Consider the following 15,635-nt stretch of genomic DNA (forward strand, 5'->3'; position numbering starts at 1 on the left):
AATTTAATTTGGGTTATATTCTTAGTTTATTTATCTTTACTGTAATCTACTTTAGCAATTATTCTTGCCATTTCTTTCTTATCTTCTAGTTTTCCTTGTCTTGATATCATTATTCTTTGGGCTTGCGGTGAGCCTGCACCGTGTAAAGATTCAGTTCTATATCCTACAGCTGCAGTTCCTAAGGTAATGTTTTCAATAAGTCTTAAAATTCTAAGTCTATTTTCTGTAGATGTTCCTGTTTTCCCCGCAAAATATTTTTCTACATATTCTCCTATTTTAGGATCTTTAAAATCTTGTTCTGATGGCATTGTAACCATTAATCCACCTGCTATATCTTCAGCAAGTCTTGCTATTTCATATGGGAATCTTGTGACATTTTGTTTTGAGACGTTTGCAAGTAAAAGATCTATTAAATAGTTTCCTGATTCCGTTTCAATTCCTTCATAGGAACAGGCTAACGCTCCAGCCCACAGAGTTTCATTTAAGTGTATCATTTCTATTAATTTATCTTTTATATGACTAGCTTTTGGAACCCCATTATAGTCTGCAGCTAAAGCAGTAGCTCCTATTAACACATCTCCTACACCTGTTTTACAGGCATATGATTGTCTGTGATATCCTGCAAATCTTTCCACCATCATTCCTGCAAAATCATATTCTTTGCACATAAATACTCTTTCATTTGGCACAAATACATTGTCAAATACTACTAATGCTTCATGTCCACCAAATTCTGCATTTCCTAGGTCCATATCTGCTCCATCTTCTAATTTTCTAGTATCACAAGATTGGCGACCATAAATCATAAATACACCTTCTGCATCAGATGGTACTGCAAAAGATACTGCATAATCTTTATCTTTTTCTTTTAAAGCCATAGTTGGCATTATTAATTGTTCGTGAGAATTAACTGCTCCTGTTTGATGTGCTTTTGCACCTTTTACTATTATTCCATCTTCTCTAACTTCGACAACTCTTAAGTATAGGTCTGGGTCTTCTTGTTCAGATGGTGAAAGTCCTCTATCTCCTTTTGGATCAGTCATTGCTCCATCTACTGTCAAATCATTTTTTTGTACATATTTTAAATATTCCTTAAATCTTTCAAAATAATCTGTTCCATATTTTTTATCTATTTCATATGTAGTAGAATAGATAGCATTAAAAGCATCTAATCCTACACATCTCTGAAAACATGACGCAGTTTTTTGTCCCATCAATCTTTGCATCTTTACTTTTTTAACTAGATCTTCTGTACTTTGATGAATATGACAAAATCTGTTTATTGGTTCTCCTGTTAAATGAGATATAGCTGTCATTAAATCTTTATACTCATCTTGGTTTGCAAGTTCATAAGTCATTGCAACTGAATTCATAGAAGGTCTTATTATTGGATGGTCAACTGGATTTTCTATTAACTCTCCAAACATATAAACCTTTAAGTCTAATTTTCTTAAACTTTCAATATACTCTTCTCTAGTTTTAATTGACATATTAATAACACTCCTTTTTTTTATTACACCTTTTATAATTGCAGATAACGTGCCAAATACTATTTATTTTTCAAAAACATTTTTAGAGGTGTAATTTTAAACAAAAATTCGCATTATTTTTAAAAAACAATAATTATTATTTTAAAATAATTGTGTTTTTTGTTGCATTTTTGCATAATATTAATTGCATTTGGTCATTTATTTAGGTTTTAAGCTAATTTAAAAGAAAATATGCATTACTGCAACATTGTTGCAGTAATGCATATGCTTTAAAATGCTTTTATTTAAAGTTATTTTATGAAACCATCTTCAATGTATTTTTGTCTTTTTCTAACAAAAGTTGATGGATGTATCTCCAATAGTTTAGCAGCATCTCTGACATTTCCTTTTTTTTCAAAAGCTTTAACTATAAGCTCTGATTCTAATTTTGATATAGCTTCATTTAATGGTATTATATCCTTTGATCTATGTTTATTTGAAATGTTAATTAACATACTTTGTGGTAAATCCTCTTTAGTAATAGTATTATTTTTTGCAAATACAAAAAGTCTCTCTATTAAATTTTTTAGTTCTCTAACATTTCCCGGCCAATCATAATAATACATTGTATGAAACGCCTCACTATCTATATCTACATCTATATTATATTTTTCATTTATTTCCCTTAAAAATTCTTTAGTAAGAGCTGTTATATCTTCTCTTCTATCTCTTAACGGTGGAATATGTATTGGAACTACATTTATTCTATAATATAAATCCTCTCTAAATTTTCCAGCTTCAATCATAGAATTCAAATCTCTATTAGTTGCAGTGATAATTCTAACATCTATATCTATTTCAGAATCAGATCCTATTTTTCTTATTTTCTTATCCTGTAGAACAGTTAAAAGTTTAGACTGCATACTAAGAGGTAATTCTCCTATTTCATCTAAAAATAAAGTTCCACCGTGTGCTTGTTCAAATATGCCTATTTTTCCAGAATCTCTAGCTCCTGTAAATGCTCCCTTTTCATAACCAAAAAGTTCCGATTCAATTAAACTAGCAGGAATAGATGCACAATTAAGTTGTATGAATTTCTTGTCACTTCTATTGCTATTTTTATGAATATACTCTGCCATAGCACCTTTCCCAGTTCCCGTTTCTCCCGTTATTAAAATTGTACTATCATATTTTGCCACCTTCTTTGATTGTTCTAATATTATTTCTGTCTCATGTGACTTGTACATGAAATTCATAGCTCTCTCCTTCTGAGATTTTAGTTTTTGAATCTCCCTTTCTCTTTCTATTATTTTTTCTCGTAAATTCATAATTTCTGTTATATCTCTTACTATAGTTACTACATATTCAAGTTCATCTTTATCATTTATTATTGGAGTACTAGTTATTAACGCTATTTTATTATTAGCTAATTTTTGTTGAATGCTTATAGATTTTCTATTTTTAATAGCCAACAATGTACCAGATTCATCTATTAATTTTTCATCTAACACTTGATATATAGTTTTACCTATAAAATGTTCTCTTGAATTATCACTTAATTTTTCATATGCAGTATTTACATATAAAGTTTTAGTATTGCAGTCTGTCATATATACACCTTCTGCCAAATGATCAAATAATGTTTTAAATTTATAAAGTTCTCTATCTCTACTTTTAAGTATTTTTAAAATATCTTCACGGGATAAATTTTCGTAAGTACTTAAGTTATTTTTCATCCATATCCTCCTCTTTTTTGCTTTAGAAAATAAATTAAATAATTTAGTAGATGTATTTTTTATAATACCATTTATAGAAAATTCTTTCTATGAAACTTATCATATAATTTTTTGTAAAATAGTATAATTATAGGTAAAAATAAAAGTTTAATTAAAGATAACTTTGAATTTAAATTAAATATAAATAAAGAAAATTAGAAAAGTAATTAGATCCTAAATAAAATAGGAGGTATATTTTAAAATACTCAAAAATATAGACATGATAAAAAAACTAAAAAAAGTCCTAAAACCTTCGTTTATGAAAGTTGTAGAACTTTTGTTTATTCCTACCATTTTAGTACTAAATAGAATTGTATTACTAATTTATCTTCGATACTATAACTAATAATAGTTATTATTTTAAAAAACCATATCACAATATAAGATTTGATCTTATCTCCTTTTTTATAAATAAATATTTAAAACATTCTTTTGAATTTATAAAATAGTTCCTATCATAGATAAATGCTATAAGTTGTATATATTATAGAGTAAACTTATTAACTGACCTATAATAGTTAGTATTGCTAATGAAAATAATAAACTTTTTACATTCTCTGTTTCTAATCTTTTTCTCTGCCATTTCTAAAATATCTCCTTATTCTATTTCTATATCCTTTATATTGTTTAACATTTTATTATTTACTTTTAAAAATAAATCCAAATCCTTAATATCCATATCTTTAATCAATTGTGTTTTAAATTTTTCATTTATCTTTTTTACTTTTTTAACTACATTATCTTCTTCATCTATGACTTTAAGATATACTGATCTACCATCTTCGCAATTCTCTTTTGGCTCAATTATTTTCTTATCTTTAAGCAAATTAACAGCACGTGATACCAATCCTTTTGATATTCCTCTATACAAACTAATCTCACTTGCTGTAATATCTTTATCCATATTATTAACTAAAAATGTTAATACATCTATTTCTGCTGGTGTTAATTCAAATTCTACTAATGACTTTTCCATATAATCTTTATATTTTTTTATTATTTGAAAATAAATATAAAAAATATTAGATTCTTCTTTGTAAAATGACATTTTATCTCCCTCTTTCAATATAGTTTACTTTTAAACTACATCTATTAGTATATATTATTTTTAGTTCAAAAATCAACTAAAATAAAAAATTAACCAGACACCTTTCTATCTAAAAGAATTTGGTATAAGACTTTTGCATCAAATTATAAGTTTTTAAATATCAGATTATTATTCTGCTAATTGAACTAAAACTAGTTACCAATATTTTAAAGAAAACCTTAGATTTGATCAGTATCATGTTAGGAGTCATTTATCCATTGAAAGATACTTTTTACTGTGCTTTAAAAAGTATATATGATTCGCTGAAATTATTAGCTTAGATTTAAAAATCTTAAAAAATACAATATGATACTTATATACTTCTTTACGGGAATCATCATGTAACTAAATATTAGTTATCCTACCATGGAAATTTAAATTTGAATTTTGCATAACTAGAGTTATTAAAAATCCAAAAAGCTTCATTGGACATATTTAAAATATAGTCCTACAATACTTATTGCTTATATAGCTAATAGCTTACTACCATTAAAACTTAAAAATGCATGTCCTTTGAAGGACTATGCATTTTTAATATATTTTATCCTATACATCACAAAGAAAATTTAAATTTTTGCCAAGGTTTAATATAATCTAACAGATACATTTCTTTATCTACAATCTTACCCACTACACTAGTTCTACCACTATTTTTCATAGGCTTTAATGCTATTTGCAATTCTCCAGAATAATGAGTATATAAGCTACTATCAATTAGTATATCTCCCTTTTCTATGTCCTTAGGATTTATTAGTTGAAAATCATAGTCTTTATATTTCACCCTACTTTCAGTTGACCTTATCATATATTCTGAAACATCACCTCTGTTGAAATGTGGTTCTTCTAATATAATCTTTCTTTCTATTTTTGGTAATCCATCTATTAGTTTCACTTTAAAAGTTAAAATATCCTTATCTATTTCTTCAAGGGATTTTAATTCCTCATCAGAGGCATAACAATTAGACACAATTACATCATCTATAAGCTCAGTATTGAACAAATCCTTAGCTTGAACTTCAATAGGGAGCATTCTATGTTCTTCTAATGTTGGTAAACCTTCGTTTACAGGCCAAGGTCCAAAATTTCCATTAGAAGATGAAACAAAAGCAGCAGTTCTTAGACCATATTTTTTAAAGATACTAGAAGTCTCCATGAAGTGTTTTCTGGACAATCCAGTATATTTATGGGGATAAAAATTATGACATCCTATGATATTATCCTTATTTGGAATATGACTCATTATATTTTCTATATATTTAGTTCCACTGCTCATATTTACCTCTATTTTCAAATTATAAGGATTAAAGCTCATAATGCTTTCTTCTTTTCCACTAAATCCCAAATCCAACCTAATACCAGAGAGACCTATATCTTTAAAAAACTTTAATTCAGTATAGTGAATATCTAAAGTTTTAAATACTGCAGGGGAAACATCAGCTATTACTTCCATACCTAAATTAGATGCATGTTTTACAATCTCCTTAAAATCATTAAAAGAATGACTTTCATTCATATCAACAGATAATAAATTTGTAAAAACTCTAGTAAAGTTATACTTTGATGCCAAATCCAAGTATTTTTTGTTCTCTTCTAAAGATGATCTATCTGGATAAATTGATACTCCTAATTTACGCATTTATATCACCTTTTTCCTCTGAGATAATTTCATATAAGTCAATAAATTCTTTAGCCATATCCCTAATAGTTATAGCATTCATTAAATGATCTTGAGCATGAATAAGTAATAAAGATACTTCTTGTTTATCTCCTCTAGCCTCTGATTGAATCAATTCCGTTTGACTTTTATGGGATTTAGAAATATTTTTATTTGCCTCATTTAAGTTATGTCTTGCTTTCTCAAAATCTCCTTTTTTCCCATATTGCATAGCTTCCATACTTAAGCTCCTAGCCTCACCACTATAATTTATAATATTGATTATTATCATCTCTAAATCCATATCACTCTCTCCTTCAATAAATTAGATGTTTCCATCCTATTATTATATTCTGTACTTTTTTTACCAAATTAAATTAATATTATTATCTTTATTATAAAGATTGAATTGTTGGCTCCCTCATTCTAAAGCATATCAAATATATTTTCCTATCAATTAAATACTAGACCTCTATCCCCTTGTTCTTTAAATCCCATATCATATAGTGTTTCATTAATATTCTTTTTTGTATTCTGATACCTTAAAGCTATAATTCCTTCATCTAGGAGCAAAATATCTTCTTCTATTAATTTTTCTATAAATTTTATTTGATCTGAATATTCCTCATCCATTTTTTCTAAAGAATTTGTTATATGCTCTTTTGTAGAATATATAAACTTGATAACCTCTTTTTCAAATTTTTTATCCTTTAATAAATTTATTATTCTTTCTTTATCATCAGGATTTGAAATAGCAAATACTGCTGTATTTCTTGTTTTCATAATAGGTGCTATAAGGTTTTGTAATAGAAAATCTTTTCCAAAGAACTCTATGCCCTCTTTTGAAACCATATTAGGTTTAATTTTAAAATAAATATCTTTATTTACTTTACATAAAGATATAATTACATCCTCTTCCGATACTAAACCTTCTGTTATTAAAGTTTCTCCAAGCCGCATTCCATTAGTTTCTGATTTTTTAAGAGATTTTTTTAATTCATCTGGTGATATTAGGTTTTTATATAAAAGGACATCTCCTAAATTTCTTCTAAAGGTCTTTAAGACTTTTTTTTCTAAAAATTCATGACTGGTTTTATTCCAACTAGGCTTTTTCTTTCTTTTTTTAGTGCTAGGTTTAAAAAGATGCATCTTCCAAGCTCTTAAAGTAGCATGAAAGTTTATGATATTCCCAATAACCATCCTAAAGGGCAATATAGGTGGGAACAATATACTTATAAGGGTACTTTTATATCCATATACGTTTTTTACAGCTCTTCCCCTTAAAATTTGTCTTTCTATCATCATAATAGTTACAAATAACATGAGATACCATGACAAACTAAATTTAGGATAAATTATTGGAATATCTAAAAACAAAGAAAGTATAAAATATATAAAAATTGAATAACCTGGTATAATCAATATATTTCCAAACTTCGCTTTCCAGTCTTTATACAAACTATATTTAGAACCAAATGATAAATTTTTATTTTTAAATATATCTCTAAGTTTAAAAGACTGCATCGTTATCCCATATATCCACCTAGACTTTTGCCTTACAACAGCACTATAAGTTGATGGAAATATACTTCTAGTAGCTATAAATTCCCTTGCCATTTTTCCATCTCCTTTAAGTCTTTCTACTTCTTCTAATGCGTAATAAAGATGAAATCCCTTCTGTTTAAGCAATAGTGAAAGCTTATAATCTTCTGTTAAACTCCCTACTGGAAATATATTGAAGTCACAGAAACAATCTATTATTTCCCTAGAAAGCACAAAACCTGTACCTGCTGAAGGTACAAAAGATTCAGTAGCATTTCTGGCCACAAGCATACTATAATGATTTTCTGCAAATTCGTCTGCATATGTTCCAGATATCATGTTTTTGAAAATATTTCCTAACTTAGGCATTTTTTGTAGTGGAAATACAGGCATTTGGATAGCCTTATGAAAATTCAAAAGATAATTCTCAACCAATAATTCATAAGGATGAACTACATCTTCTGAATCATGTACTACAATACCCTTAAATCTAATATCTTTTTTATTTTCATATTCTAAAATATTTTTTATTACATTATTTATATTATCAGCTTTAGAGCTAGGTCCATCTAGCACATGAATAACTCTATGAACATTTTTATGCTTTTTAGATAGAGTATCTGCTATCTCTAAAGTATCAGGGTCGTTTGGATATACACCCAGAAAAATATGATACATTGCATTTGGATAATGGTTTGTATCTATTAAATTTTCTATAACATCTTCTAATACATCCTCTTCACGATATGCTGCTACTACAATGGCAAGTAGACCAGGGACCGTATCTGTTAGTTCTTTATAAGATATGATATTAGTATTATTCTTTTTCCTCTTTGGACTGAAAAGATAATATATATCCCATATAAGATCATCTAAACTTATTAAAATAAGAAGAATAACAAATGTAAGACCAATGTAATAAGCCACTTTATCATCCCCTTTTGATATAACAAATATAAATAATCAAATATATTATAAAAGTCAATCAAGACAATAGACCTTTTAATTCTTCCATATGAGTTATCTTATAAAGTATTTTGCTTACTTTAAAAATGTATAGATTCATTTATAGAAACGAGAAAATAATTAATAAATAGTTTTATATAAAACATTGGTAAGAAGTAGAGATAACCCTAATTAACCTATACTTTTCCTATTTTTTTCTCTACTTCTTACATAGATGTTTCTAAATCCCTTTAGCGTTAGAAAGGATTATTCACTATTCAGTTTGTTTTTCTCTCCGCCTATCAGCTAATTTAACAAATGGTAAATATATTAATACTGCTACTATTAAATTTATAGCTGCTAATACAGCTGCTCTCCAACTTGCTGATGTAGCTCCCGTTGCTAGAAATGCTCCTATAATAGGAGGTGTAGTCCAAGGTATAACCAAATAAGTAGGAGGTGCAAAACCAGTTGCTGTTCCTATATACGCTATTAAAGTCAGTATTCCAGGCGTAATTATAAATGGAATAAATAATATTGGATTAAGAACTATAGGAATTCCAAACATCATAGGTTCATTAATTTGGAATAACCCTGATGGTGCAGATAATTTAGCCACTTCTCTATATTCTTTTCTGTTTTTAGAAGCAATAAATATAGCAATTATTAAAGCTAATGTGGCTCCCGAACCACCTAGATGGACATAGGTATCGAAGAAAACTCTAGTTATTACATTTGGTGCCTCTAATCCTGCTGCAATTGCTTGTTCATTAGCAGTAAGAGCAGGTAGATATAATGCATTCATTACAGGGTCTAATATATTAGCACCATGTAATCCAAAGAACCAAAATAAGTTAATCAGCATAGCAGCTAACATTGCAGATCCAACTCCCTGGCTTAAACCCTCTAATGGTTTTTGTATAGATTCTTGTATTACATCATATAAACTTACTCCTCCCAATTTATCTATTATAAAAAATACGATACCAAAAGTAAGCATAGTAAGTGTACCTGGTATAACTGCTGCAAAAGCCCTTCCCACTGCTGGAGGAACTTCTTCTGGCATTTTAATTGTTAAATCTCTCTTTATTAATTTCACGAATATTTCTGTAGCAATTAATGCTACTATTAATCCTGTAAACAACCCTGTAGCCTGTAAATAACCCCAGTGAATATATCCCCAGCCAGCCTCTCCATGAGATTGAGGTAATGTAGCAAAATAAGCTCCAACAGCAATAAGTCCCGCTGCTAATGGATCTACCTCATAAGATTTCGCCAAATTATAGCCTACAGAAAATACAACTAATAAAGTCATTATTGCCAATGATCCCCACCATACCTGATCACATATAGGAATTAATCCTTGTAATGGAGTAATCCATTCAAATATAGTATTTTTTAATAAAACTGACATAGAGCCTGCAAGTATTAAGGGCATAATACTTGCAAATCCATCACGGATTGCAACTAAATGTCTCTGTCCTCCAATCTTTGCTGCTACCGGAACAAACTTTCTCTCCATAAAATCCATAAACTTTTCCATACTAATCCCCCTTACTAGTATTTTTATACTTCTTTAGCCAAACTTAAAGCATATTCCAGAACCTTCTCCCCATTCATAGTTCCATAATCTACAGTATTTACCACTTCTACTGGTACTCCTTTTGGTTTCATTATCTCCTTCATGTTTGGTAACAGATACCTGACTTGTGGACCTAACAACATAACATCTACCTTATCCATATTACTTTTTACATCTGCTTCTGCTACAGCTACTACATTTACATCTAGCCTTTTTTCTTTTGCTACTTTATTCATTTTATTCACCAATAGGCTAGTAGACATTCCTGCTGAACAGACCAACATAATGTTTAACATAATTATCAGTCCTTTCCATATAATCTATTATATTTCTCTACTCCATCACCTCCTGTATCCCCCTCGCGCTATATTACAATTGCAATTACCTTGCCAAATGTTTCTATGTTCAAAAATAAAATAAATTAAATTATGTTATGATAGTTCATGGATTTGAGGACTAAATTGTATTTCGAATTTAGTGTGTAAAAAAATAAATTAGTGTGTAGATGACTACACACTAATGCACACTGATTTGATTGGATAAGAATGATTTTAATATATATCCTATCTCATCTTCTCCTATAACAATTTCATATTTATTTTCTATAGGAGAAAATATTTCTTTCAAAATCTTCATATCCTTCTTATATATTTTCTTGTATTCTTCTAAATCATCAAATTTCCGTGGTATTACTCCTTTTATCAAATTATCTATTAAAAAACATATATGGAGTACTATGCCCATTCTTACATCTATGGATACTTTTAGTCCTAATTTATATTCTATTTCATATAAAATATATCTAATTTCTTTTACGATTTTCTCACCCTTTACATTTGATAAATGTTCTGTTAAAGATTGTGAAATTTTTAGGCACATGTCATTTTCTTCAAAAATATTATTTAATTTATCTATTCCTTCATTTGTAAATATATCTACAGCAAGAAATACTGGCGTCCAAGATATATCTAATGATATAGTAGATATTATTGCCAATATATTATATTTATCTTTCAATTTGTGCAATCTATTTTCTAAGTTATTTTCATCTATTATATTTATGGTAAATATATCTATGTTTTTATTAGATATTTCTTTTCCAATAATATTTGCAATCTTTTTTGAAGCACCATCTCCTGTAAAACAAGCAGTAACAATAATATCATTTATATTGTTGTCTTCTTCCAATATATTACCCCTATATTTATATACATGTTTATTTTTAAAGGCCTCCATTATTTCATCTATACTATATCCTACTATTGATTTTCTTAAAACCTCCAAAACCATAGGCGTACTGACCATTTCAATAGTTCTTACTTCTATGCCAGTTTCTTCCCAAATCATATCTCCAAAAGTAGTCAAAGAACCCATATCCACTAAAATAATCACACCTTCTCCCTTATTTATTTCCTCCACCTTTCTTTTAGCTATGACATACATAGTCTCTGGTTTCATATTTAGAGGCATGTCTAGGGCTATAGCATGGTCAGTTCCTATTAGGCTATTGGCCACCTCCACCATGGAACTGGCTGTAGTTCTACCGTGCATAATAACAACAACCCCAACCTTAGGCACTTCTACCTTGTCAAATTTATAAGAATCAGTTGCAAAAAACATAGCTAAATAACCTATTTCGTCCACTGGAGTTTCAATTCCAAAACTTTCATCTATGATTCTTGTTATTTTCATTGCAAATAAAAATTCTTCTTCATAGTTTATTCTAATAAAATTTAATTTGGGATTGTAAATTTTTTCTCCATTTTTTATTCTCATTATACTTCTTTCTAAATGAAAAGATAATGCAAAGTAAACCTTTTCATTAAAATGTTTATTTAATTTTTTTCTCCTAACAGAAGTATTTCTTCCACTACTTCTAAAATTTTATTATCTACTATATTAGATATTTCTCCCCTATGAAAATGTCTAGATATATTGCCTATATACTCCTTAAAATGAGTCTCTATATCTATACTTATTATTTCATTTATATCTTGTTCAGCTATTCCCATACTCTTTAAGGACTCCAATTTTTCTTCAATACTATTATAAAAATCCTCTGTAGTATATTTATCTATTTCCATCAATAAGGGTGGTTTCTCACTTTGATTGAATTTTAGTACATCATAGCTAAAATTCAATAGCTGTTCTACTTCATTTCTATGTTGGTTAATATTCATAATTCCCTTTCTCACATGATTAGGCAAATCACATTGGGCAATTAGTATATAATTGCTGTTTTGGGATTTGTAATTTAAAAAAGCTTTAGCACAAGCTAATTGAATGTCAGATTTAAGCTGTCCTATATTATTGGGACAATCATATAATAAATAAGAAATAATAGCATTTTTATTTATATAAATACTTTTTCCTAGACGATGAGATTCCTCTTTAATAAAAGTCTCTATAAGATCATATCTTTCAGATAAATTCCTCTCTCTAATTGGAGGTAGTGTAATTACCATAGGTATCCGGCGAGTGAAGGTTTTTAATAAATTAGATTTTGGCTCTTCTGTAGTTGCAGCAATAATCCTCACATCTACATAAGACAATTTTTCCGTTTCTCCTAATGGTCTGAAAAATCCATTATCTATGTATGTAAACAACATTTCCTGTCCCTGAGGAGATAATCTATGGATTTCATCTAAAAATATAAATCCTCCATCTGCCTTTTTAAGCAAACCTTCCCTATCTTTTGTAGCACCAGTATAAGCACCTTTTTTTACTCCAAATATCTGAGCTGTCAAAAGATTTTGGTTACTAGCATAATCGGCACAATTAAACCTTATAAAAGGGGCATCTTCCCTAAGAATATTAGTTTCTATGGAGAATTGATACATTAGTTCAGCAAACATAGATTTTCCTACTCCTGTTTCTCCTAATATCAATGTATGAAGTCCTTTTGGTGGATACATTATGGCCGCTTTAGCCTTATCAATGGGAATAGCTAAACTTTGATTTGCACCAACCATTTTATCTAAGCTATTTTTATTATTACTAATGGGAGTATTTTCCTCTTTAAAAGTATCTTTTTCTATATCTATGGTTCTGTATAATACAGGTCTCCCTTCTAGTTTTTCCACTTTCCCATCTCTATGTAGAATATTTAGATATCTACTTATATTGGACCTATCTATATCTAGTATCTGAGCAATATCCATGGCAGAAATTCCCTCAGACTTTTCTTCTCCTAATCTTTTCAATATATCTAATACTTCCTTAATTCTACTCATTTAACTTCCCTCCTTCCATAGCTTTTTATTAAAAACTTAGCATCTCAATTTTTTACTCAAGATATTAGCCTAAAAATTCAATATCTTCTCTACTCTCCTACCATTATTGCACCATTAAAGTTTTATCAATTTTCTATCTTGCAGCATTCATAGCCTTTACATATATTCTTTGCTTCCTTTTTCTACTTATAATAGACTCAAAAATATTTATTTAATGTGGATTGTTTTAACAAATTTCATTTATAGAATATCATAGCTTACATATTGAATCAATGTAATGAATCTCTATAAAAATTATATCCCCATCCTTTATTTCGGGAATATATTTACTCCTCCATATTCTGTAAGATATTGATTATGATGTGACAACTTAGACTTTTACATGTCCCTCCACAAATAATAATTAATTTCCTGACATCAATTACCATTCCAGCACTTCTGAATAATCTACATTCGTTAATCGAATATCTACATAACTTATATTATTCTCTCTAGCATATTTTTGATATCAGATTCCATATCATAATATTCATTATTTAAGTTTATAAGATTGCGAATTGTCGATGCTAAAAGAGTAGCTCTTTTTTCAGTTTTTGCATGTATATATTTATCATTGAGTGCCAAATTAATTTACTTCAAGCATAATAGGTAATAAGGGTAGAAGCTCTATAGTGTAGTTTTTAGTGTCTACCAATAGTTTTACATAATAAAAACTAGTTAAGATTATTAATATTATCCTAACTAGCTTTTATACTATACTTTATCTTTTTTATAGTTTCTTTAAAGCAAGCGTAAATTAGATTACTTTTCTTTAATCTATAGTTAACTTTTACACCCGATGATTACAAACATATCTGTATTGTCTACTTCCTTTATAACTTCCAAGCCAGCATCTAAAAAATACTGCTTCATAGTAGACATTGTAGGTAAATTATCTTCTTTTACAGTTTCATCTACTCGTTTATGAAGATTGTTGATATCCTCTCTACTCTGAGAATGGCAAATTGTAAGTTTACCTCCAACTTTTAGTTTTTGTGCAAGCCTGTCAACTGCTTCTGCTTTTCTGGATTGAAAATGAGGAAACATAGAATAGCAAATAACATGGTCATAGGCATCTTCATCGTCCTTGATATCAAGAACATTCCCACATTCAAAAATAACATTCTCATATTTATTTTTTTGTTGAGCCATCTCAATCATCTTTTCAGCCAAGTCAATTGCCTTGATACTGCCTGACTGAGTTACTCTTTGATACAAACTTGGAATTAATATATCAGTACCTGTGCCCACATCTAAAATATAGCTTCCTGCCTTTATCTCAATCAAATCCAGTATATACTCCACTTTTATCATATCATGGTTACAAGTTTCATCCCATGTGCCTGCTACACTATTGAAAAAGTATTTCTGTGATTTCATTTAAAAACACCTACACTCCCTTATAAATTTCGCTAGTAAGATTAAGTTTTTTCACCGTTAACACAATTGTGGGTATGAGGATCAGTTGTATAATGATACCTGGGAGTCCCTTAATAATTGCGCCTTGTACAAACATAACTGGTCCGGGCAATTTCACCGTAAAAAACGTTGCCAATACCCATACAGTAGCACCGGCCATTATTCTACCACATACCATACTGATAATAAGGGACTCATAGACATTCATTTTTAATTCTCTGTAAAGTAAGCTTACTACAACACTATAAGTAGCAAGTTCAAGCATCATATAGGGCAATACTGGAAAAAGTGGCGGCATTCCCGTTAACAATGAGCTTAAAAGGGGAGTCAATGCACCTACTGCTAATGCAAATGGCCAACCTAGAAAAAATCCAGCTATTAACACTGGAATATGCATAGGCAAAAATACTGGCCCTCCTCCTTCTATGATATGAAATGCCATGGGCAACATAATGCCCATAGCTATAAATATTCCTGATAGTACTAATTTTTTCGTCATTTGATTTTTCATAATGACCTCCCTTTCAACAAGCAACAATCTCTTTGATTAAAAACTCTCTACCACTAAGTAACTCCCAATCATGACTCCCACAATCTGGACATTGCTTATTGCACTGAATCAGATTAAATACCTTATGACAGTTGTAACATCTGCAATTGCCCGGCAACAGCTCAATTTTCAATTTTGTGTCCTGTAATAGTGTACCGTCCACTGCGGCAGGATAACAAGCCTCAACATATTTTGGTATTATAGAAGATAACTCACCAATCTGGAGAACTAATGTATCTATTTTTGTAATTTCATTTTTTTCAGCAAAGTCTTCAATTGTTTTTACAACTTGAATTATAACTCCTAATTCATGCAAATGAATTCACCCCTATTTCTTTAA

Annotated in this window: 13 protein-coding genes and 1 pseudogene; all 14 read right to left on the reverse strand. The window is 29.1% G+C overall.

Annotated features, from left to right (window positions below; all coding sequences use genetic code 11):
• Positions 1 to 26: 26 nt before the first annotated feature.
• Positions 27 to 1,490, reverse strand: coding sequence for a 4-hydroxyphenylacetate 3-hydroxylase family protein (locus NSA23_RS04665; protein ID WP_187116630.1), 1,464 nt, complete (start codon positions 1,488 to 1,490; stop codon positions 27 to 29).
• A 290-nt stretch (positions 1,491 to 1,780) separates the two neighbouring features.
• Positions 1,781 to 3,205: a sigma-54 interaction domain-containing protein gene (locus tag NSA23_RS04670; RefSeq protein ID WP_042679351.1), complete on the reverse strand. Its 1,425-nt coding sequence runs from the start codon at positions 3,203 to 3,205 to the stop codon at positions 1,781 to 1,783.
• Between the two features lie 637 nt (positions 3,206 to 3,842).
• Positions 3,843 to 4,292: a MarR family transcriptional regulator gene (locus NSA23_RS04675; RefSeq protein ID WP_042679353.1), complete on the reverse strand. Its 450-nt coding sequence runs from the start codon at positions 4,290 to 4,292 to the stop codon at positions 3,843 to 3,845.
• Between the two features lie 592 nt (positions 4,293 to 4,884).
• Positions 4,885 to 5,967, reverse strand: a complete 1,083-nt coding sequence (locus tag NSA23_RS04680; RefSeq protein WP_042679355.1) for a DUF871 domain-containing protein — start codon at positions 5,965 to 5,967, stop codon at positions 4,885 to 4,887.
• Positions 5,960 to 6,289: a PTS sugar transporter subunit IIA gene (locus NSA23_RS04685; protein ID WP_042679357.1), complete on the reverse strand. Its 330-nt coding sequence runs from the start codon at positions 6,287 to 6,289 to the stop codon at positions 5,960 to 5,962. The genes NSA23_RS04680 and NSA23_RS04685 overlap by 8 nt, the downstream gene beginning before the upstream one ends.
• A gap of 149 nt (positions 6,290 to 6,438) precedes the next feature.
• The gene (locus tag NSA23_RS04690; protein ID WP_050069720.1) at positions 6,439 to 8,454 is read right to left on the reverse strand and encodes a glycosyltransferase; all 2,016 of its coding nucleotides are present in this window, start codon (positions 8,452 to 8,454) and stop codon (positions 6,439 to 6,441) included.
• A gap of 292 nt (positions 8,455 to 8,746) precedes the next feature.
• Positions 8,747 to 10,015 carry a PTS sugar transporter subunit IIC gene (locus NSA23_RS04695; RefSeq protein WP_042679362.1) on the reverse strand — a complete coding sequence of 423 codons (1,269 nt, stop codon included), beginning with the start codon at positions 10,013 to 10,015 and terminating at the stop codon, positions 8,747 to 8,749.
• 23 nt (positions 10,016 to 10,038) lie between these two features.
• Positions 10,039 to 10,350, reverse strand: a complete 312-nt coding sequence (locus tag NSA23_RS04700) for a PTS sugar transporter subunit IIB (RefSeq protein WP_042679364.1) — start codon at positions 10,348 to 10,350, stop codon at positions 10,039 to 10,041.
• A 220-nt stretch (positions 10,351 to 10,570) separates the two neighbouring features.
• Positions 10,571 to 11,746 carry a PRD domain-containing protein gene (locus tag NSA23_RS04705; RefSeq protein WP_306419568.1) on the reverse strand — a complete coding sequence of 392 codons (1,176 nt, stop codon included), beginning with the start codon at positions 11,744 to 11,746 and terminating at the stop codon, positions 10,571 to 10,573.
• Positions 11,723 to 11,839, reverse strand: a pseudogene (locus NSA23_RS04710) (PRD domain-containing protein); the annotation flags it as partial. The pseudogene NSA23_RS04710 and the gene NSA23_RS04705, both read right to left, overlap by 24 nt.
• 50 nt (positions 11,840 to 11,889) lie before the next feature.
• The gene (locus tag NSA23_RS04715; protein WP_222704717.1) at positions 11,890 to 13,287 is read right to left on the reverse strand and encodes a sigma-54-dependent transcriptional regulator; all 1,398 of its coding nucleotides are present in this window, start codon (positions 13,285 to 13,287) and stop codon (positions 11,890 to 11,892) included.
• An 822-nt stretch (positions 13,288 to 14,109) separates the two neighbouring features.
• Positions 14,110 to 14,706 carry a class I SAM-dependent methyltransferase gene (locus NSA23_RS04720; RefSeq protein WP_257490287.1) on the reverse strand — a complete coding sequence of 199 codons (597 nt, stop codon included), beginning with the start codon at positions 14,704 to 14,706 and terminating at the stop codon, positions 14,110 to 14,112.
• A 10-nt stretch (positions 14,707 to 14,716) separates the two neighbouring features.
• The gene (locus NSA23_RS04725; RefSeq protein ID WP_042679368.1) at positions 14,717 to 15,256 is read right to left on the reverse strand and encodes an ECF transporter S component; all 540 of its coding nucleotides are present in this window, start codon (positions 15,254 to 15,256) and stop codon (positions 14,717 to 14,719) included.
• A 13-nt stretch (positions 15,257 to 15,269) separates the two neighbouring features.
• The gene (locus NSA23_RS04730; RefSeq protein ID WP_042679370.1) at positions 15,270 to 15,611 is read right to left on the reverse strand and encodes a hydrogenase maturation nickel metallochaperone HypA/HybF; all 342 of its coding nucleotides are present in this window, start codon (positions 15,609 to 15,611) and stop codon (positions 15,270 to 15,272) included.
• Positions 15,612 to 15,635 lie beyond the last annotated feature (24 nt).

It is taken from the genome of Anaerosalibacter massiliensis, assembly GCF_024623155.1.
GTDB lineage: Bacteria > Bacillota > Clostridia > Tissierellales > Sporanaerobacteraceae > Anaerosalibacter > Anaerosalibacter massiliensis.

Bases quoted from the DNA above. Each gene is read 5' to 3' on its own strand.
- NSA23_RS04665 (WP_187116630.1), bottom strand. From the start codon at position 1,490: ATGTCAATTAAAACTAGAGAAGAGTATATTGAAAGTTTAAGAAAATTA.
- NSA23_RS04670 (WP_042679351.1), bottom strand. From the start codon at position 3,205: ATGAAAAATAACTTAAGTACTTACGAAAATTTATCCCGTGAAGATATT.
- NSA23_RS04675 (WP_042679353.1), bottom strand. From the start codon at position 4,292: ATGTCATTTTACAAAGAAGAATCTAATATTTTTTATATTTATTTTCAA.
- NSA23_RS04680 (WP_042679355.1), bottom strand. From the start codon at position 5,967: ATGCGTAAATTAGGAGTATCAATTTATCCAGATAGATCATCTTTAGAA.
- NSA23_RS04685 (WP_042679357.1), bottom strand. From the start codon at position 6,289: ATGGATTTAGAGATGATAATAATCAATATTATAAATTATAGTGGTGAG.
- NSA23_RS04695 (WP_042679362.1), bottom strand. From the start codon at position 10,015: ATGGAAAAGTTTATGGATTTTATGGAGAGAAAGTTTGTTCCGGTAGCA.
- NSA23_RS04700 (WP_042679364.1), bottom strand. From the start codon at position 10,350: ATGTTAAACATTATGTTGGTCTGTTCAGCAGGAATGTCTACTAGCCTA.
- NSA23_RS04705 (WP_306419568.1), bottom strand. From the start codon at position 11,746: ATGAAAATAACAAGAATCATAGATGAAAGTTTTGGAATTGAAACTCCA.
- NSA23_RS04715 (WP_222704717.1), bottom strand. From the start codon at position 13,287: ATGAGTAGAATTAAGGAAGTATTAGATATATTGAAAAGATTAGGAGAA.
- NSA23_RS04720 (WP_257490287.1), bottom strand. From the start codon at position 14,706: ATGAAATCACAGAAATACTTTTTCAATAGTGTAGCAGGCACATGGGAT.
- NSA23_RS04725 (WP_042679368.1), bottom strand. From the start codon at position 15,256: ATGAAAAATCAAATGACGAAAAAATTAGTACTATCAGGAATATTTATA.